We start from the raw sequence: 18,318 nt of genomic DNA on the forward strand, positions 1-18,318 counted from the left end.
CCCAAGAGAATTTCATCACATATTTATACAGCAGGATAGTAAAATCGAATGCCGAAAGCGGAATCGGTGCGGAAAGCACCATAGAGTGCCTGGGTAGCTTAGAGGTAAAGCGCGTCCTTGGTAAGGACGAGAGCCCGGGTTCAAATCCCGGCCTAGGCTCTTTTCGCGATTCGTTTTCCACCGAAGAGCTACTGTTTTGTTCCGCAAAAACCAGCCGAAAGGTCAGTTCCTCGCCACTATTTCTTCGGTTCGGGGTCGAAGATTTCGGGCTTCTCGTCGCCCTCGGCGGCCACGATGGCCATACAGCCCTTCCGGGCGACCCGAGTCAGCGAGTGGTCCACCAGCTTGAACGCGCCGGGAACCGGGAAGTCCATCGTCGCGACGGTGGTGCTACCCGGCGCGACCTGTTTGGTCTGGATGTGGGTCTGCGGGCGGGTGGTCAGCGACCCTTCCGGCCAGAGCTTCTCCCAGACGTTGCCGATGGGGTGGAAGCTACTGGTGAGGTTCGGCCCGCCGGTGACGAAGAACACCCGTGCGGTATCCCCGGTCTCGACCTTGCCCGCGCCGTACTTGTTCGGCGTGCAGGCGTACTTCTCGCCGTTCATCACGACGTAGGTCGGCTCCTCGCGCTTCATCGACTCGATGTCGAAGTTGTGCTGGCCCTTCTCGCCGGGGCGCTTGTCCGTGTAGATTTCGTGCTGCCCGAAGTAGAACTCGTGGTCCACCTCGGGCAGGCCCTCCTCGGGTTCGACGAGGATGATGCCGAACATGCCCGCGGAGATGTGCATGTCCATGTTCGGGACGGCGCAGTGGTAGATGTACGCGCCGGGGTAGGTCGCCTTGAACTTGAGGTTGGCCGTCTCGCCCGGCGCGGTCATCGTCGCCTCCGCACCGCCGCCCGGCCCCGCCGCCGCGTGGAAGTCCACGTTGTGGGGCATGTCGTTCTCGGCCGGGTTCTCGAAGGTCAGGTTCACGGTGTCTCCCTTCCGGACGCGAATCATCGGTCCGGGGACCTGCCCGTTGTAGGTCATGTAGTTGAACGTGACGCCGTCCTCGACTTCGGCCGTGACCTCCTCTGGCCGGAGGGTCACGTCCACCTCCTTGGGCTTGTCGCGGCTAATCGGGTCCGGGATGTCTGTCGGGTCCGCGGCGACGCGCTTCGTGGTCTTCTGTTTCTGTTTGTTCATGGCTTTCTGAGTCTGGGTCGCTTTCGGGGCGGAGCGGGTCGAACACCCGGCGAGGGTGGCCGCGCCACCGAGGCCGATACCTTGCAGGACCGTGCGACGATTGGTTGCGGGCATTGGGAGTCACCTTACACTTGCAGATAGTGCCCGACTACCCTTTAATCGAGAACCCGTTTCTCAGGCCGCAGGAAGGCTATCGAACGTGTTCGTGGCGTTCTCAGCTTCTGAGAATCGCTGGCATTTCCGGACAGCGAACGAACATCTTTCACTCGGGACGCCGAGAGCGAGAGACGCTGGAACAGGAGCCGACGAAGAAAGAGAGAAATCGAAGCGACTCCTCGGCGGACGGTTCAGTCGTCGCTCTCGACGACCGACCCGCCACCGACGGGTACGTCGGCGGGTTCGTCGCTCGGGGTCGCGTCGCCGCGAGCGAGGAGCTTCTTCACCACGTCGTAGCCGAAGATGGCCGTGCCGATGATGACCAGCGTGTCACCGGGCATCCGGAGCCAGAACAACAGTTGGACGAGGTCGCCCTCGTAGAACGACAGGCTCCGGGCGGCGTCGTAGCTCTGGGTGAACGCGACTTCCAGTTGGAGGAAGCCGACCGGGAGGAGACTGATGCCGACCATCAGCGCCAGCCCGACGTTCCACGCCCAGAACGCGCGCCGGAGGTTGGTCCCGTCCCACTTGGCCTCGGGCACCGCGATGCGGAACATGTACGTCACCATGCCGAGCGCGAGGAAGCCGAACGCGCCGAACATCGCGGCGTGGGCGTGGGCCACAGTCAGGTAGGTCCCGTGTTCGAAGTAGTTGATGAACGGGAGGTTGATGAAGAACCCGAGGACGCCCGCGCCCACGAAGTTCCAGACGCCCGACGCGACGATGAACATGAACGGCAGGGTGTAGGGGAACGAGGCGCCGCCGTTCGACATCGCGCGGTACTGGCCGATGGCCTCGTAGAGGATGAACACGAGCGGGATGAGTTCGAGCGTCGAGAACGCGCTCCCGATGGGCACCCAGAAGTCGGGTTGGCCGACCCACCAGTAGTGGTGTGAGACGCCGATGACGCCCGTCCCCATCACCAGCAGGGCTTGGACCATCACGGCCTTCTCCGCGGAGCGTTTCTCCAGCAGGTTCATGCTGACCAGCGTGACGCCGACCAGCGAGACGATGAAGAACTCGAAGGCTCCCTCGACCCACATGTGGACGACCCACCAGCGCCAGAACTCCGTGACGACGATGTTGGTCTGGGGCGTGTAGAGGAAGCCCGCGCAGAACAGCAGGGCGATGGAGCCGCCTGCGTACAGAATCATGTGCGCGAGGCCCCACTTGGGTTCGCGGTCCAGCAGGGGCTTGAGTCCGCGCGCCACGAGCGCGGCCCACGACAGGAAGCCGACCAATATGCCGACCTGCCAGAGCCGCCCGATTTCGAGGTACTCCAGCCCCTCGTTGCCGAGAATCCACCAGAGCATCCCGTCGAAGTACCCCTTCGCGCCGAGCCAGATGCCGACGAGGGCACCGACCACGACGACGACGAGGACCCCGAGCAGGCGATTTATCCACTTACCCTGTCCGCGGGGTTCGTGGCCCGTCAGCAGGGGCGGGAGGAACAGGCCCGCACCGAGCCACAGCGTCGCTATCCACAGGATTCCGAGGTCGATGTGCCACGTCTTGGCGATGGAGAACGGGAGCCACTGGAGGATGCTGAAGCCCAGCATCTCGCCGAGTCCGAAGAAGCCAGCGCGTTCGATGTAGAAGTGCGCGAGCAGGCCCCCGAGGAGGACCTGCGCGAGGAACAGGCCCGCGCCGACGACCGCGAACCGGAGCGCCGCGGCCTGTCCGGGGAACAGGTCCACATCGTCGGGCCGGGGCACCGTGACGCCCTCGGTCTCGGGTTCGTCCAGCTCGATGGACTTGTAGAGCCAGACGCCCGCGCCAGCACCCGCGACCAGCAGGACCATCGCGACGACGCTCCACGTCATCGACGCGCCCGTGGCGTCGTTACCCGCGGCTGGCTGGTAGGGCCACTCGTTGGTGTAACTGTGGTCCGAACCGGGACGGTCGGTGTGGGAAATCCACGCCGTCCAGAGCGCGAAGTCGGCGAACCGCTCGGCCTCCGCCTCGCTGTCTATCATGTCCACGGGGACGCCCCGCTCGTGGCTCCCCTCGTGGTAGCGCTCGACGTAGACCTGCGTGACCTCCTCGTGGGCGTACATCTCGGCGGCGGAGTACTCGACCTGCCCGCCGGGGTCGCCGTCGGTCAGGTCCGACTTCACCGCCACGTCCACGGTGGCCCGCTCGCTCTCAGAGAGGCCGCCGTAGTCGGTCGTGCCGTACTGCTCTCGGGCGTAGTACTGGCGCATGTACTCGACTTTCAAGTCCAGCGCGTCGGCGGTGTAGTCCTCGCCGTAGTACGCGCCGTTGCCCAGTATCGACCCGTGGTTCATCATGCCGTCCGACTGGAACACCGTCTTGCCGTCTCGCACTTGCTCGGCGGTCACGACCGTCTGGCCGTTCGGTCCCTCGACCTCCTTCGGGATGGGCGGGGCCTCCTGATAGGAGTACCACGCGCCGACGCCCATCACGGCCAGATTCAGGACGAACACGACCGCGAGTATCTTGGCGAGTGTGCGACGTTTGACTCTCATACAAATCGAGGTTGTCCGTCGTGGGGCTTTTAATTGGGACGCGCTTCCCGACCGCTGGGAAACCGGGCGAACGTGTTCGGACCGAGGGGGAAACCCCTTTCTCCTCGGGCGATTTCGTGCGATACTTTGTCACGGTCGGAGGTCACACGTCGGCGCGCTCGTGGAGAGCGTTCCGACGAGTCGCTGTCTATTCGGCTCGGCCGAACGCGACTCGCCGACCGATAGCCGACGGCCGACTACGAAGACCACCGGACTCCGGCGGACTACACTCCTCCCGGATGCGCCGCGTCTGCGCTCGCGCTCGCGTGGTTCCGCGAGCGCAGACGCACGCGGGGAGGTTCGGGGCGCGGTGCGGGGCGGGGCGGCGCTGTGCGGCGGCGGTGGGGTGCCGTGCGGTCTGATGGGCGTCGGCGTCAGTCGCGGTACTATTTCCGGTACAGTCGCAGTGCTGTGTGGTCGCAGGTCTCTGCGGTCGCGGTCCGAGAAGAATCCATGACTCCGACCGAACGAAGACTCGAAACGTCGCACGAAAAGTAAAAACCGCGGGAAGACGAGCGAACCAACCGTCCCGAAACCGCCTGCGCGCAATCGAAGCCACACCGGCGTCGAAGACGAGGTTCTGCTACCCCTCGTCGGACCGAGGAGCCAGCACCAACACGGCGACGCTGTCCTCCTCGGCCGTCGGCGACACCTCCTTTCGGCCGTCGAATCGCAACAGTTCGCCCGGTTCGAGGACGTTCGACTCCCCGTCTACCCGCACGTCGAGCCGACCCGAGACGAGGTGGACGACGATTTCGCGCTCGGGGTGGCGGTGGGCGGGCACCTCCTCGCCCGCGTCGAGCGCGAGCCGCACCGTCTTGGGTTCGGCCCCCGGAAACGCGACTTCTCGGGGGCGTTCGGTCAGGTCGGCGAGTGCGACTGTCTCGGTCATGGCGGGAGACTACTGCTTGGGGAACTTGGCGACGAATTTCTGACTCTCCGGGCGCTCGACTTCGTAGCCGTCGGCGTCGAACGCCTCGACTTCGGCCTGCATCTCGTAGAACAGCGGCTTCGGTTCGTGGTCGTTGACGATTTCGAGGACCTCGCCGCTGTCCATCTCGGCGAACGCGTCGTGTATCTTTGGATGTCGTTCCGGCGGCGGTATCTCGCGTACGTCTAACCTCGGCATACGTGTAGAACGAGACGGACGCGAGCCTTCGCGGTTGTGCCGAACGTGTTCGACTGCGGCCGGGAAGTGGTCGATTCGGGGACTCCTCGGCGCGCTGGCGACCGACTCGTGTGTCAGTCGTCTTCCCTACCGACGGTGGTTGGTGGCATCGACGCCCTCCTCGGGCGCACTGGCGACTGACTGCGGTCAGTCGCCTCCCCCACCGCACAGTAATTAGTGACACAGATGCGTTCCGCGGGCGCGGTCCCGCGCTCACTTCGTTCGCTCGGGACCGCGCAGCTCGAACTCCCCTTTCCGCAACCCCTCGCGCACGGGGTCGTGTTCGGCGTCGGTCGGCGGCGGCGCGGTGACGAGCGTCGCCTCCAATCGCTCGCCGTCGTCGGCTCGCACGCCGCGCTCCTCGCCCGCGGGGACGACCACCACGTCGCCCGGTCGGACCGCGTGGTCCTCGTCGCTCTCTCGGACGACTCCTCGGCCCTCGCGGACCGTGATGGCCACGTCGCTGTCGGGCGCGTGGACCGGGATGAACTGCCCCGGCTCGAAGTAGCCGAGGACGACTTTCATCCGGTCGCTCCGGAACACCGACCGGGCGGAGAACTGGTCGTCGTCGTACTCGCGTTCGGCGTCGAAACTGGTCGCGACCATGTTCGAGGAGTACCACGAGAGGACCGTGGCGGTGTCGCCGAACCTGTTCGGTCAGCGTCGGAGGAGTCGGAGAGACGACGCTAACAGCGTCTCAGGGGTCTACTTCGGACGTGACTCGAACCGACAACGATGGCCCGGTAATGCTCCCACCGAGCGAGACGGAGTAACTGGAGATGTTCCCCGCTTCGGACAACTCCTCCAGCCGCGAGCGGAACGCGTTCATGCACTCGACGACGCTATCCAACCGGTCTACGTAGTCGTCCATCCCCGAGAGAGTCACGTCCTCGTCGGCCGAAGCGAACGTTTCGTTGACCAAGAGAACCGCTGATTGGAGTTCGGTGATAGAATCTGCCGCTTCGATGTCGTCTTTGAGAACGGCGACCTCGTCCTGATGTATTTCACTCATATATTTCGAATACTATTCGAAATGGATAAGTTTTCTCTCGGAGCCGTATCGGATCACTCGTCGCTAACCGTTCGGCTCGTCTGCCGGAGATACTGTCTCGCCTGCGCGGCGTCCAGCTTGACCGGTGGCGGACTCTGTGAAATCTCGTCGTCTATCTCCGTGCCGGTCTCGACGAGCGTGTTCCGGATTTCCTCGGGTCCAGAGTTCGGGAACTCCCCCCTGAGCGACGCAACAGCGCCGCTAACGATGGGCGTGGCGAAACTCGTTCCGGCGATAAAGACGACGTTCTGCTCGTCCTGTAACTCCGGTTTGTGAACCGGCGCGAGGAGGTCGGGTTTCCCTTTGAACGGGCGGACGTTGTCGTTCCACCACCGCTCTCTCCGCCGGTCGTCACAGGACGCACCCGTCCCACAGGTTCCCATACTACAGAACGGCCCCTGTTCGTGCCCGTCGATGCGGTGATAGTCGGAAACGTCGGCGACGAGTCGGTCGTCCGTACCGGTATCCGGAACGTACCCGTCGCACTCGTTGACGAAGCCGCCGACCCCGACCGTAGACCGAAAGAGAGCCGGACAGATGACGTGTTCTCCTCGACGGCCTCGCTCGTTTCCACAGGCGGCGACGACGTTCGTTCCGCCGTCTATCGCCGGGAGGACGTGTTTTCTGAAGACGCACGATTCGGAGCCACAGTTGTGGTGGTGTCTCCCGGCAGAGATATTGAGTACGTCGACGCCGTCGTCTATCGCTTGTTCGATACACTGGATGATTCGCGCGTTTCCGCCTTCACCGATGCTCGGCGACTCCGTGTACGAGACCTCCGAGTCGTCCGACGACTGGAGTCCGGAACCGCGTTGCAGTCGGTGTCGCTCCGCCTTCAATCGGTAGAAGTGGAATCTGGCGTTCGGGACGATACTCGAAATCACGTCGAGGATTCGATAGCCGTGACCCCACTTGTTCTGGACGTTCTCACCGTCCGGCGAGAAGTCCTCCCGGTTCCCGACCCGGATGTCACCAATGTCCTCGTCGGGAAGCATGTAGAGCGTGTCCGCGATACCGATAGTCACGGCCTCGCCGCCGTGAGAGAGGTCCGAGAGACCGAGCAATTCGCTGTACGCGTCGTTGACTCTCCGGCGAAACTGCTCCCACGTCTCGAACCGGTCGGGAACGTTTAGGAGTTTCCCTCGAACCGAAGCGGACCGTCGACGCTCATCGTGTCGACGGCATCGAGTTCGTCTAACTCCTCGACGAACTCCTCCGGAACGCGAATCTGGAACGTACCGCGCGGAAGTTCCTGTTGGATTTCGGAATCCCGAGTCTCGGAGACGAAATCGACGACTTCGCTCGGGTTTCCGGAAGTCGTCGCTGTGACGGTGACACAGCGTCCGACCTTCGGTTTGTTGAGAACGTCGATGAGACTTCGATTCATCACTTGGCGGTTGAACGTCCCGACGTACGCGCTTTCGGTATAAAAATGTTGAGGGACCGGGAGAACTCTCGAACGGCGTACGACGACGATTCGGAATCGAATTAAAAATACGTAGATTTTCCTGAGAACGATTTTCACTGCTCAGAAAATGTTGTACGTTTCTTCGCGGGCGACGGTGAGCCTCTTCGTCCCCGAGCGTCGGCCGTCAGGGGAGTTCGTCGGCGTCGTCGGCCGGGTCGCCAGTTCCCGACTCGGCGGACCCGGCGAGCGCCCCGACGCGGAGCGATTCGGGACCGTGGCGCACCACGACGCCGGTCAGGTTCGCGGCGAAGACCGCGAATCCCGCGAGCGCCACCGCGCCGCCGACGACGAGGGCCTCCTCGACCCCGAGGACCTCGCCGCCGACCACCAGCGCGACACCGGCCAGCGCGAGCCAGAAGTCCGCGGCCGCGAGGCGGGCGTCGTACAGGTCGTCTATCATCGGCACCGGCTCCAGCCCCACGCGGTCGCTGTACCGGCGGACCCAGACGACGAACGGGACGACGTGGTAGAGCGTGCCCAGCAGGACGAACCCGACGACTCCGGCCGCCAGCAGGTGGCCGATTTCGGGGTGGCCGAACGTCGTCGCGGGGTCGGCCGGGCGCGCGAGCCACGCGGGGAGCGCCGCGAGTGCCCACGCGGGAAGCGCGGCCGCGACGACCGCGTACCGCGACAGCATCGGCGTCCGTTCGACTTTCGTCTCGTGGAGCTTCCGGGCGAGGACCGCCGCGAACCCGAGGAGACCCGCCGCGACCAGAAGCCCGCCGACTCTGGCGACCCACTCCGCGCCGACCAGTCGCCCCGCGGCGAGCGCGAGGACGCCGGGCGTGTAGACGAGTTCTTGAGTGCGCCGGAGCGTCGTGTCCGCGCCGCGAAGTTCGGTCTGCGTGAACATCGTGGCGAGTTGGTAGAGCGCGCCCACGACGGTCGTGAGGACGATTCCGAACACCGCGAGCGTCGCGTGTGCGGCGACGACCTGCGGGCGAGCCAGTCCCACGGATGCGAACGTCGGTCGAACGAAGTCCACCGCGAGGAGCAATCCGAGCGTCGTCACGAGCAGGACGTGGCCGAGCGCGAGCGCGAAGTGGCGCTCGGTCGCGTCGAGCGCGGGACCGTCGCTTTCGTCCGCCGACCCGCTCCTCGCGGCCAGCCACAGCGTCCGGCCGACGTTGTAGACGAACAGCCAGAACCCCGCGAACATCGTCGTTCCGGCGACCGGGAGCAAGTCGAGTCGCCCCGCCAGCAGGAGGCCAGCGAACCCCGCGACCCCGCCCGCGACGAGCGCGAGTTGCGCGCCCGCGAGCCGCCGCGAGTGGAGTTCGACGCCCGACCAGACCGGGACGAACTGGGTCATCGCGCCCAAGATGGTGAGACAGACCCATCCCACGAGCAGGAGGTGGACGTGCGCGAGACCGTGGAGACCGGGCGCGAGACCGACCGCGCCGACGAGGCCGAGCGCCGCCCCCGCCAGCAGGAACGCGAAGCCGACGAGGAAGTGCGCGAGGGGCACGACCATCGGCGGCCCGCGGTCGGCGTCGATACCGGCGGGGACGCTCATCGGGGTTCTATCTCCACCCGCCACTCGTCGGGGGCGACCTCCTCGGTCTCGTGGTCGAAGCCGCGCTGGTCCAACACCCCGTAGAGCGGTTCGGGTTCGAAGCTGTTGTACAGGACCAACCGCTCGTCGTCGCCGAGGTCCGCGAGCGCCGACGTGATGGCCCCGAACGGTTCGCCGTCTATCTCCCGCGCGTCGAGTTCGCGCGTGGTCTGTGCGTCGGCGGTCGTATCGTCGGTCGTGTCGTGGGTCGTCATGGTTCGTACTCCGTTCGGTTCGTGTCTATCGGTTGTCCCGACCATGTTCGACGGGCGAGTCCGCGCGGTCGCCGGCGCTCGCGGTCGGGTCTCCGTTCCGGTGGTTCGCGGCCGGATTCGACTCCCGGCCGCGAACGACCGGGAACTCGTCGGGCACGCCGAAGCCGTACTCCCGCAGGCGCTCGGCGTCCCCGACCAGATTCCGGTAGAACTCCTCGCCCCGGTCGGTCAGGAACGCCGCGCCGTACCGAATCGGTTCGCCCCGAATCGTCTCGCCGCCGACCGTCACCGCCGCGCGCCGATAGCGGTCCGCGAGTCGGGGGTCCGAGAGGTCGAGTTCGGCGGGCAGGTCCACCCGCGGCAGGTCGTGGGCGACCGCCATGTTCCGGTAGGCGAACGCGGCGTCCACGCCGCCAGCCTCCAGCGTCCGGAGGAGTTGCGTCTCGGGGAACACGTCGGCGTTCGCCCGGATGGCGTCGGCGGGCGCACCCTCCCGGCCCGCGAGGTCGAGCGCCAGCAAGGTCCGGTAGCCCAGCGGGTCGCGGGCGGGGTCGGTCCGGCCGACGCCGACCTCCTCGCGCGCGAGCGCGGTCCGCCAGTCCTCGCGGATGGCCGGGGCGAACTCGGAGTCGGGGTCGTAGACCACCGTGAGCGCGTTGGTGGCGAAGACCGCGTGCCACCCCGCGAGGTCGGCGACCAGACGCGGTTCCGCGAGCGCGAGCGCGTCGGGGTCGCGCGCCCCCGACCGGACGAGTTCGGCCGCCGCCAGACTTCCGTGGGCTTCGGGGGTCGCCCCACCGACCTCGCCCGCGACGGTCTGGAGGCTCCCCGCGACCAGCGCCGTGGCGGGGGTCTCCTCGTCGTCGCTTCGAGAACCCGTGACTCGGACGCCGACTGCGCCGCTGGCGAGCGCGCCTCCCGCGAGCAGCAGCGTTCGTCGTCGCATGTCCGAAGGTCGTCACCGGACTTTCAAAAAGTCGGTAGGGCGTTTTCATCCGGCGGGAATCGGACTGAAAAACCCCCGGCCCGAAGGTGTTCGCCGCCGTTGTCACGCGGTTGGAATCGGCTCGCCGGTTGAAGGTTACGAGGAGGTGAGGTCGAAACTGTATGACGCGAGCAACTCAAGCGAGGACCGGAGGTGGGTCGCGGTGAGCCTCTCACGCCGCGACTTCATCCGCGGTGCCGGGGCGGGCGCAGTGGGCGGGCTCCTGACCAGCAGTTGGGGCGCGACCCAGAGCGTCGAACCCGTGACCCAAGTGGACAACCCGCTGAAGTCGTACCCGAATCGGGACTGGGAGCAGGTCTACCACGACATCTACGCCTACGACGGGGTGGACTGGACGGTCTGTCACCCCAACTGCACCCAGTCGTGTGCCCTGAACTTCTACATGAAGAACGGGATTCCGATTCGGGCCGAACAGGTGTATCACAACGAGGAGCCGAGCGTCGGCCCCTCGGGGTACGAGGACGCGAACGTCAGCCAGAACTGGAACCCCCGCGGCTGTATGAAGGGGCTGACGCTCCACCGCCGGACCTTCGAGCCGAGTCGCATCAAGTACCCGATGGTCCGGAAAGGGTGGGACCCCGACGACCCCAACCCCGAGGGCCGAGGAGAGGACGAGTTCGAGCGCGTCTCGTGGGACGAGGCCATCGACCTACTCGCCGAGAAGATGGCGAGTCTGGACGACAACAAGCGGTTCCACATCTTCAACGCCATCAAGGCCGACGGCCTCATCACGCGCCACGGCGCGGGCCGACGGCTCGCCTCCCTCTTCGGCGGTTGTGAGTGGACCGAGTACGACTGGTACGCCGACCTGCCGCCGGGCCACGTCATCACGACGGGGTACCAGACCAGCGACTCGGACGCCAACGCGTGGCGGAAAGGCGACTACACCATCATCCAAGGCAAGAACCTCATCCACAACAAGCTCGCGGACAACCACTGGTTGCAGGAGTCCCGCGAGCGCGACGGCAAGATGGTCGGCATCTACCCCGACTACTCGCCGACCGTCCAGAAGTGCGACCGGTGGCTCCCCATCCGGCCCGGCTCCGACCCGGCGATTCCGCTCGGGTTCGCGCACGTCATCATCCGGGACGAACTGTACGACGCCGACTTCATGCGGCAGTTCACCAGCCTTCCCCTGCTAGTCCGCGAGGACGACAGCAAGTACCTCCGGGCGCACGAGGTCTTCGAAGACCACGAGGCTCCGCCCGAGGAGAGCCACGCCCAACACGAGAACGACGACTGGGGAGACTTCGTGGTCCTCGACCAGAACGGGAACCCGACGGCCGTCACCCGCGAGGAGGTCGGCGACGAGATGCCCGTCACGCCCCAACTGGAGGCCGACACCGAGGTGTCGCTGGCCGACGGCGGGTCGGTCTCGGTCCGGACCGACTTCGCGCGCCAGAAGGAGAACGTGATGGAGAACTACTCGCCCGAACAGGTCGAGGAGATAACCACGGTCCCGGTCGACGGCATCGAGAAGACCGCGAAGGAGTTCGCCGCCGCTGAAAAGGGCCAGTGGTTCACCGGCGAGGGCATCAACCACTGGTTCCACGGGAATTCGGAACTCCAGCGGTCGATCTTCTTCGTCCAGTCGATGCTGGGCAACGTCGGCGACGCCGGGAAGGGCTACTACAACTACTCGGGCCAGTACAAAATCGAACTGCTCGACGGCTACCCCCACTACGTCAACCCGGACGGCCACAGCGCCCACGGGATGTATCCGGGGTACGCCTTCGCCTTTTTCGGCGGCGAGCAGTTGGACCCACACGAGATTCGTGGCGACTTCGACCGCGATCTGGACCTCGTGCCCCAAGGCGACGCCGACGACCCGGTGATGCCGAAGGGCGCGGAGTCGTACACGATGTCCAAGCCCACGATTCTGTGGACGATGAACTGCAACCTCCTGAACCAGACCAAACATCAGGAACACGTCGTCAACAACTTCACGAAGCATCCGGACACGTCCAACGAACTGTTCGTCGTCTCGGACATGCACATGACCTACTCGGCCCAGCACGCCGACATCGTGTTGCCGTGTCCGTCGTGGCTCGAATGCGACTACCCGGACATTACCGTCGGACCGGAGAACCCCTTCGTCACGCTCGACAGCGGGGTGATGGACCCCATCTACGACACCAAGCAGGACGGCGAGGTGCTGGCGCTGGTCGCCGAGAAGTTGGACGAGAAGATTCCGCCCGAGGAGCGCCGCGTCGATTCCTACCGGTCGTACTTCGAGAACTTCCTCGACGACGACAAGGACGTTCGGGAGTACATCCAAGAGACGCTGGACGCGGGCATCACCACGCAGGACATCGACGTGGAGGACCTCGAAGACGGTCCCGAGCGCCTGAACCTCAAGACGTACCCGAGAATCCCGTTCTACTCCCAGATTCACGACGACCGGCCGTTCTACACCAAGACCGGCCGGATGGAGTTCCACAAGGAGGAGGACCGGTTCGTGGACCTCGGACGCGACGACTTGGACCACATCGAGAGCGTCGAGGGGACGCCCTACGGCGTCAACGAGAAGTGGCCCGAGGCGGGCGAGCAGGAGAATCCCTTGTATCACGACGAGGGCTACCAGTTCTACTACAACACGCCCCACAGCAAGTACCGGACGCACTCGTCGTGGGGGATGACCGACTGGAACCTCATCTGGGCGTCGCGGGACTTCGGTTCGACCAGTGCCGACCCGGAGGGCACCGAGCGCCTGATAGACGACTTCTCGTTCCCCGAGGCCGAGGGCGAGACCAGCGACGCCCCGCCGCTCGGCGAGGCGTTCGTGGAGATACACCCGAGCGACGCCGAGGAGATAGGCGTCGAGAACGGCGACTACGTGCGAATCAAGGGCAAGCGCGGGGGCACCGTCGTCCGCGCGATGTTGAGCGAGCGCCAGCGCCCCGGCAAGGCGGGCGACATGGGCCAACTCACCGTCTGGCACGGCTGGTGGCCCCAGCACTTCCCCGACGACGAGGAGGCCGGGGAGGACGACGAGAAGGGGTTCAACACGACGACGAACATCTGGCTCGACCCCGGCCAAGAGACCGACGAACTGGTCCACAAGGCGGTGTTCGGCGACCCGAACGTCTCCGAGGAGGTCGGCGAGGACATCGCGTGGCACGGCGCGGAACTGGAACACGGCTACGAGGAGACCGTCTGGGCACCGACCGGGGTGAACCGCGACGACCTCGTGACCGTCGAGAAGTACGAGGAGGCCGACTGGTGGCCCGGCGACGCCCGGAAGGACGAACTCGTGGAGGACTACATCGGCGGGTCGCTCCAGTCGAAGGGCGGCGGTAGCACGACGACGCGAGGTGACGACTGATGCCAGACGTGTACAATCCCCAACTCGGCCGCGAGCAGAGCTACCCCTACGAGCATCGCCAGCAGGAGCGCGACTGGCACTGGGGGATGATAATCAACACGAACCGGTGTATCAACTGCAACACCTGCTCCTTTGCCTGCAAGTCCACGTGGACCAGCGGGAAGGGCGAGGAGTACATGTGGTGGATGAACGTCGAGACCGAACCCTACGGGGGCTACCCGATGGGGTGGGACATGCGCCTGCTGGACGATTTGGGTCCCGAGGAGACCATCTTCGAGGCCGCCGAGCAGGGCGAGCAGGTCAAAGGCTACGTCGCCCAGAAAGAGGAGTGGGAGTACCCCGCGTTGGGCGACGACTCGGTTCACGGCGAGTACCCCGAGGACGAGGTGGTCGAGTCCGACCCCGAGGAGGGCAAGTACCACGACATCTGGCAGTTCTACCTGCCCCGCCTCTGCAACCACTGCAAGAACCCGGCCTGTCTCGCGGCCTGCCCGCGCAAGGCCATCTACAAGCGGTCGGAGGACGGCATCGTCCTGCTTGACCAAGAGCGGTGTCGGGGCTACCGCAAGTGCGTGAAAGCCTGTCCGTACCACAAGCCGATGTACAACCCCGAGACGGGCGTGAGCGAGAAGCCGGTGGGCTGTTTCCCCCGCATCGAGGAGGGCAACGTTCCCCGGTGTGTCTCGTCGTGCATCGGGAAGACGCGCCTGCACGGCAACATCAACCGGGGGCCGGACCGCGGGCGACCCAACGGGAAGAAGTCGGCCGCGGCGGGTCGCAGTCCCATCAACTACCTCGCCAAGTCCGACGAGAAGGTCGCGCTCCCGCTCTACCCGCAGTTCGGGACGCGCCCGCAGGTGTTCTACATGCCGCCGTACCACGTCCCGCCGGAGTTCCTGACCCAGATGTTCACGCCGAACACCGACCAGAAGCGCAACGACTGGCCCGGTAGCTCCTACGAGGAGTCCGTCGAGATAATCCAGCAACGCGTCCGGAACCCGAGCCACCACCTGCTCGGGGTCCTCCAGTTGTTCGGCGCGACGACGCGACTCATCGAGACGTACAACGTCAAGGAGAACCGCGTGAAGGGCTGGGACCGGAAGGGGAACAAGGTCGTGGACATGCCCATCGAGGAGGACCTCGAAGTCCGCGAGGGCGAGCAGTGGACCAACCAACCGTGAGGTGACAGTATGGACGACACGCCACACAGCGACGCGACACCGACGGACGACGCGACGCCGGACGCCGACACGGTATCGGACGCCGAGCGCCACTCGGCCCGCGCGGCCCTCTACAGCGCGGCGGCCGGGGTCTTCTGCTACCCCGACGAGGAACTCGTCGCGGAGTTGACCCACGACGAGACCGCCGCCGGACTCCGCGAGGCCGGGCGGAAACTCGACCTCGAATCGGAGGTCGAGGGCCTGCTCGACGCGCTCGACGGGACGACCCGCGACGACCTCGAACCGGCGTACAACGAACTGTTCGGCATGCCGGGCGACGACGGCACCTACCCCGTGGTCCCCTACGAGGCCGAGTACACGGTCGGCGAGGAGGTCGGCCGCCAACAGCGCCGCATCGCCACCGTGGTCGGCCTACTGGAAGCGTTCGGCGTCGAACCCGCCGACCAGTTCGACGAGCGCCAAGACCACGTGGTCGTGGAACTCGAACTGGTGCAGGTACTCGCGGCGCGGCGAGCGGTCGCCCGCGAGCAGGACGAGGAGGACACCGCGGCCAACCTCGAACGCGCCGAGGCAATGGTGCTGGACGAACACCTCGGGGACTTCGTGCCCGCGTTCGCCCACGAGGTCCGCGAGTCCACGCCCGACCCCGACGGAGACGCCGAGAGCGCCAGCGACCCCGACGAAGATGCGAGCGCCAGCGACAGCGCGGCCGCGGTCTACCGCGCGGCCGCCGACCTCGCGGCGGCGGTCGTCACCCGCGACGTGGCGACCCACCCCGAACCCGACGTTGACTTCGATGGCTCCTCGGAGGTGAGAAGCCGTGCTTGAGGAAGACGCCGCGCGGCGCGCGACGATAGTCACCGTCGTCGTCGTGGGCGCGCTCGTCGTCGCCCAGACCGCGGTCACGGCCGCGGTCACGAGCGGGAGCCAACCCGCGATGTCCGTCGAGTCGGTGCCCGACGACCCGGCGGCCACGGCGTGGCAGGACGCGCCGACCCGGACGGTTTCGCTGTCGAAACAGCAGATGGCCCCGCCGTTCGGCGGCGGGAGCGTCAGCGAGATGGACGTACAGACGGTCCACAACGACACCCACACCGCGTTCCGGGTGACGTGGGAGGACCCGACCCGCGACGCGAACATCCGCGCGCCGGGCAACTACAGCGACGCCGCCGCGGTGATGCTCCGGACCGGCGACAAGCCGCCCATCACGATGGGTGCGGCCGGAAAGCCCGTAGACATCTGGTACTGGCGCGCTAGTTGGCAGTTCGAGAACCACTCGTCGTTCGGCGAGATGTACACTTACCCGCACCCGAACAACGAGACGATGCCGGGCCGGGCCGCCGGGAATCCCCTCTCGAAGGCTCAGTACGACCGCTTCGCGCAGAACTACTACGCGAAGGGGTACGGCTCGCTGAGTCACGCGCCTCGCCAGAACGTCCGCGCGAACGCCGAGTACGACGACGGCGAGTGGTCGGTCGTCTTCACCCGGAAACACGACACCGACGGCAAGTTCGACGCGACGTTCTCCGGGTCGAAGAACGTGTATCTCGCGTTCGCGGTCTGGAACGGGAGCGCCGACGAGGTCAACGGCCAGAAGTCCATCACGCTCCAGTTCACCAGCCTCGACACGAAGAAGTGGGCCATGAGCGACGCCAGCAGTAGCGCGAGCCAGTCCGGCGACGGCCAGTCGGCCAGCGGCGATTCGGGGTCCGGAACGAGCAGTGGCGACTCCGGCGAACCGTGGATAGTCCACTCGGTGAGCAACTGGGTCGTCGGTCTCGTGGTGACGACCCTGCTGACGTGGACGGTCGTCTACTGGAGGGCCAGAGGATGACCAACGAGTACAAGAACAGGAGCGCCCGCGCTCGCTCGCCGCTCCGCGGGCGGGCCGACGACGACGACGGAATCGAGAACGGAAACGAACCGGACGCCGAGGAGACCGAGACCCGCCTCCGGCGACTCCTCGACTCGCCCAGCGAGTACGAGCGCCGGGACGCCGCGCTCGCGCTCGTGGACGAGGCCGAGTCCGGCGGTCTCGACCCCGAGACCGTCGAGGCGCTGGCGGGACTCCTCGGCGAGGACGACAGTGCGGACGTGCGCCAGTTCGCGGTCGAGGCGCTGGGCGTGGCCGGACGCGCCACTCCCGCGGACGCGGAGACGCCCATCCGAGGAGCCCTCGAAGACGACGACGAGTGGGTCCGGGCGGAGGCCGTGGTCGCGCTCTCGCGGGTCGCGCCCGACGCCGACCCCGTCGCCGACGCGCTCGGCGACGACAGCGGGTGGGTCCGCCGGAACGCGGTCATCGCGCTGGGCAAGACCGAACGGGCGACCTTCGCGGCCCTGACCGACCGCGTCAAGAACGACCCCCATCCCGCGGTCCGGGAGTACGCCGCGCGCTACCTCGGCGAGTGCGCCGAACGCGACGAGTCCCACGAGGAGGACGCGGTTCGACTCCTCGCCGCGATGCTGGCCCGCGACCCCGAGGCGTTCGTCCGGGCGAAGGCCGCCGAGTCGCTCGGGGACCTCGCCACCGACCGGGCCGAGGAGGCCCTCGAAGCCCACGGCATCACCGACCGGAGCGACGACGTGAAGCGGACCGCCAAGCGCGCGCTGGCCGCGGCCCGCGGCGTGGACCCCGACCAACTGGACGTGGAGATAGACGACGGCCCGCCCGGCGGCGGCCCGCAAGCACCGGGCGAGACGCCGGGTGGTCCGGGGCCGAGTAGCGGTCCGGGCAGCGGACCGAACAGCGGTCCCGGAGGCGGCCCGAACCGCGGTCCCGGCGACCGACCGGGCGGCCCCGGCGGGCCGAGCGACGGTCCCGGAAAGCGACCGCCCGCGCCGGGCGAGACGCCGGGAAGCGACCCCGACGACCGCAGACAGAGGTGATACACGATGTCCAAGACAGACCCCGAGAGCGGAGGAGGAGAGAGCGAGTCCGTCGGCGTCTCCATCCCCGACGACCACGTCGGCGCGTTCGTCGCCGAGGTGTTCGAGGACGTGGAGCGCGACACGACGTGGGAGCAGATAGTCTCGGCGCTGGTCGCCGACGAGGCCCGCGACGAGTGGAACGAGCTGTCGGCCAGCGAGCAGGTCGCGGCGGTCCTCTCGGCCGCGGCCGACTACGACGAGCGCGCGGCCGACCGCCTCGCCGGGATTCCGACCGACCGGGGCAAGCCGACGCCCGAGATTCGCGACGAGTACGACGAGGCGATGCGGTGTCGCCGGAACGCCGACCAGTTCCGCGACGGCGTGGCCGCGGCCTACGCCCAAGGAATCGTCGGCGACGACGAACTGGTCGCCGCAGTCGAGGAGGGCGAGTTCGACGCCGCTGTCGTCGCCGAGCGCGAGGACGAACTCGACCGCGTGGCCAACGCCTTCGACTTCGAGTACCGGCCCTACGGTGGGACGCTGATGCACGACGAGGAGGACGAATCGGACGACGAGAATCCGCTGGAAGATTTCGAGGCTTGGTAGC

Annotated in this window: 18 protein-coding genes and 1 tRNA gene; 8 read left to right on the plus strand and 11 right to left on the minus strand. The window is 66.5% G+C overall.

Features of this window, described 5'->3' with window-relative positions:
• Positions 1-87 precede the first annotated feature (87 nt).
• Positions 88-159 (plus strand) — tRNA-Thr (locus tag EPL00_RS14965).
• Between the two features lie 77 nt (positions 160-236).
• Here EPL00_RS14965 and nirK read toward each other — a convergent pair.
• From nirK to EPL00_RS14985, 4 genes are all read right to left on the minus strand, one after another.
• Positions 237-1,301 carry a copper-containing nitrite reductase gene (gene nirK, locus EPL00_RS14970; protein WP_135853613.1) on the minus strand — a complete coding sequence of 355 codons (1,065 nt, stop codon included), beginning with the start codon at positions 1,299-1,301 and terminating at the stop codon, positions 237-239.
• Between the two features lie 233 nt (positions 1,302-1,534).
• Positions 1,535-3,832: a nitric-oxide reductase large subunit gene (locus tag EPL00_RS14975; protein ID WP_135853612.1), complete on the minus strand. Its 2,298-nt coding sequence runs from the start codon at positions 3,830-3,832 to the stop codon at positions 1,535-1,537.
• A gap of 622 nt (positions 3,833-4,454) precedes the next feature.
• Positions 4,455-4,763, minus strand: a complete 309-nt coding sequence (locus tag EPL00_RS14980; RefSeq protein ID WP_135853611.1) for a cupin domain-containing protein — start codon at positions 4,761-4,763, stop codon at positions 4,455-4,457.
• A 9-nt stretch (positions 4,764-4,772) separates the two neighbouring features.
• The gene (locus tag EPL00_RS14985) at positions 4,773-5,000 is read right to left on the minus strand and encodes a DUF2249 domain-containing protein (protein WP_135853610.1); all 228 of its coding nucleotides are present in this window, start codon (positions 4,998-5,000) and stop codon (positions 4,773-4,775) included.
• Between the two features lie 36 nt (positions 5,001-5,036).
• Between EPL00_RS14985 and EPL00_RS14990 the strand changes: the two genes are divergently transcribed.
• Positions 5,037-5,180, plus strand: coding sequence for a hypothetical protein (locus EPL00_RS14990; protein WP_162224233.1), 144 nt, complete (start codon positions 5,037-5,039; stop codon positions 5,178-5,180).
• Between the two features lie 72 nt (positions 5,181-5,252).
• Here the strand turns inward: EPL00_RS14990 and EPL00_RS14995 are convergent, their stop codons facing one another.
• The 7 genes from EPL00_RS14995 to EPL00_RS15025 form a co-directional block, all read right to left on the minus strand.
• Positions 5,253-5,645, minus strand: a complete 393-nt coding sequence (locus EPL00_RS14995; RefSeq protein ID WP_135853609.1) for a cupin domain-containing protein — start codon at positions 5,643-5,645, stop codon at positions 5,253-5,255.
• Positions 5,646-5,736: 91 nt separating this feature from the next.
• The gene (locus EPL00_RS15000) at positions 5,737-6,051 is read right to left on the minus strand and encodes a hypothetical protein (RefSeq protein WP_135853608.1); all 315 of its coding nucleotides are present in this window, start codon (positions 6,049-6,051) and stop codon (positions 5,737-5,739) included.
• Positions 6,052-6,104: 53 nt separating this feature from the next.
• On the minus strand, positions 6,105-7,154 hold the full coding sequence (locus tag EPL00_RS15005) for a S8 family serine peptidase (RefSeq protein WP_135853607.1): 1,050 nt from the start codon (positions 7,152-7,154) through the stop codon (positions 6,105-6,107).
• A gap of 65 nt (positions 7,155-7,219) precedes the next feature.
• The gene (locus EPL00_RS15010; RefSeq protein WP_135853606.1) at positions 7,220-7,477 is read right to left on the minus strand and encodes a hypothetical protein; all 258 of its coding nucleotides are present in this window, start codon (positions 7,475-7,477) and stop codon (positions 7,220-7,222) included.
• Positions 7,478-7,682: 205 nt separating this feature from the next.
• Entirely contained in the window at positions 7,683-9,074 is a 1,392-nt protein-coding gene (locus EPL00_RS15015) for a hypothetical protein (RefSeq protein ID WP_135853605.1), read from the minus strand.
• Entirely contained in the window at positions 9,071-9,328 is a 258-nt protein-coding gene (locus EPL00_RS15020) for a DUF2249 domain-containing protein (protein ID WP_135853604.1), read from the minus strand. Before EPL00_RS15020 ends, EPL00_RS15015 begins: the two co-directional genes overlap by 4 nt.
• A 25-nt stretch (positions 9,329-9,353) precedes the next feature.
• Positions 9,354-10,274 carry an extracellular solute-binding protein gene (locus EPL00_RS15025; RefSeq protein WP_135853603.1) on the minus strand — a complete coding sequence of 307 codons (921 nt, stop codon included), beginning with the start codon at positions 10,272-10,274 and terminating at the stop codon, positions 9,354-9,356.
• A 202-nt stretch (positions 10,275-10,476) separates the two neighbouring features.
• On the opposite strand from EPL00_RS15025, the gene EPL00_RS15030 reads away from it, so the two are divergent.
• Genes EPL00_RS15030 through EPL00_RS15055 form a run of 6 tightly spaced genes read left to right on the plus strand, consistent with a single transcriptional unit; the run spans position 10,477 to position 18,317 of the window.
• The gene (locus tag EPL00_RS15030; protein ID WP_135853602.1) at positions 10,477-13,659 is read left to right on the plus strand and encodes a molybdopterin-dependent oxidoreductase; all 3,183 of its coding nucleotides are present in this window, start codon (positions 10,477-10,479) and stop codon (positions 13,657-13,659) included.
• Positions 13,659-14,840, plus strand: coding sequence for a 4Fe-4S dicluster domain-containing protein (locus EPL00_RS15035; protein WP_135853601.1), 1,182 nt, complete (start codon positions 13,659-13,661; stop codon positions 14,838-14,840). Before EPL00_RS15030 ends, EPL00_RS15035 begins: the two co-directional genes overlap by 1 nt.
• Positions 14,841-14,849: 9 nt before the next feature.
• A complete protein-coding gene (locus EPL00_RS15040; protein ID WP_135853600.1) occupies positions 14,850-15,668 on the plus strand; it encodes a molecular chaperone TorD family protein in 819 nt (272 codons plus the stop codon).
• Positions 15,661-16,674: an ethylbenzene dehydrogenase-related protein gene (locus EPL00_RS15045; protein WP_135853599.1), complete on the plus strand. Its 1,014-nt coding sequence runs from the start codon at positions 15,661-15,663 to the stop codon at positions 16,672-16,674. Before EPL00_RS15040 ends, EPL00_RS15045 begins: the two co-directional genes overlap by 8 nt.
• Entirely contained in the window at positions 16,671-17,729 is a 1,059-nt protein-coding gene (locus EPL00_RS15050; RefSeq protein WP_135853598.1) for a HEAT repeat domain-containing protein, read from the plus strand. The genes EPL00_RS15045 and EPL00_RS15050 overlap by 4 nt, the downstream gene beginning before the upstream one ends.
• A 6-nt stretch (positions 17,730-17,735) precedes the next feature.
• Positions 17,736-18,317 (plus strand): aldehyde dehydrogenase, encoded by a 582-nt coding sequence (locus tag EPL00_RS15055; protein ID WP_135853597.1) that lies wholly within the window; start codon positions 17,736-17,738, stop codon positions 18,315-18,317.
• Position 18,318: the final 1 nt, after the last annotated feature.

Origin of the sequence: Halorussus salinus, assembly GCF_004765815.2 — an archaeon.
Lineage (GTDB): Archaea > Halobacteriota > Halobacteria > Halobacteriales > Haladaptataceae > Halorussus > Halorussus salinus.

Excerpts from the sequence above, each read along its gene's own strand:
- nirK (WP_135853613.1), bottom strand. The coding sequence starts at position 1,301 with ATGCCCGCAACCAATCGTCGCACGGTCCTGCAAGGTATCGGCCTCGGT.
- EPL00_RS14975 (WP_135853612.1), bottom strand. The coding sequence starts at position 3,832 with ATGAGAGTCAAACGTCGCACACTCGCCAAGATACTCGCGGTCGTGTTC.
- EPL00_RS14980 (WP_135853611.1), bottom strand. The coding sequence starts at position 4,763 with ATGACCGAGACAGTCGCACTCGCCGACCTGACCGAACGCCCCCGAGAA.
- EPL00_RS14985 (WP_135853610.1), bottom strand. The coding sequence starts at position 5,000 with ATGCCGAGGTTAGACGTACGCGAGATACCGCCGCCGGAACGACATCCA.
- EPL00_RS14995 (WP_135853609.1), bottom strand. The coding sequence starts at position 5,645 with ATGGTCGCGACCAGTTTCGACGCCGAACGCGAGTACGACGACGACCAG.
- EPL00_RS15000 (WP_135853608.1), bottom strand. The coding sequence starts at position 6,051 with ATGAGTGAAATACATCAGGACGAGGTCGCCGTTCTCAAAGACGACATC.
- EPL00_RS15010 (WP_135853606.1), bottom strand. The coding sequence starts at position 7,477 with ATGAATCGAAGTCTCATCGACGTTCTCAACAAACCGAAGGTCGGACGC.
- EPL00_RS15015 (WP_135853605.1), bottom strand. The coding sequence starts at position 9,074 with ATGAGCGTCCCCGCCGGTATCGACGCCGACCGCGGGCCGCCGATGGTC.
- EPL00_RS15020 (WP_135853604.1), bottom strand. The coding sequence starts at position 9,328 with ATGACGACCCACGACACGACCGACGATACGACCGCCGACGCACAGACC.
- EPL00_RS15025 (WP_135853603.1), bottom strand. The coding sequence starts at position 10,274 with ATGCGACGACGAACGCTGCTGCTCGCGGGAGGCGCGCTCGCCAGCGGC.
- EPL00_RS15035 (WP_135853601.1), top strand. The coding sequence starts at position 13,659 with ATGCCAGACGTGTACAATCCCCAACTCGGCCGCGAGCAGAGCTACCCC.
- EPL00_RS15040 (WP_135853600.1), top strand. The coding sequence starts at position 14,850 with ATGGACGACACGCCACACAGCGACGCGACACCGACGGACGACGCGACG.
- EPL00_RS15050 (WP_135853598.1), top strand. The coding sequence starts at position 16,671 with ATGACCAACGAGTACAAGAACAGGAGCGCCCGCGCTCGCTCGCCGCTC.
- EPL00_RS15055 (WP_135853597.1), top strand. The coding sequence starts at position 17,736 with ATGTCCAAGACAGACCCCGAGAGCGGAGGAGGAGAGAGCGAGTCCGTC.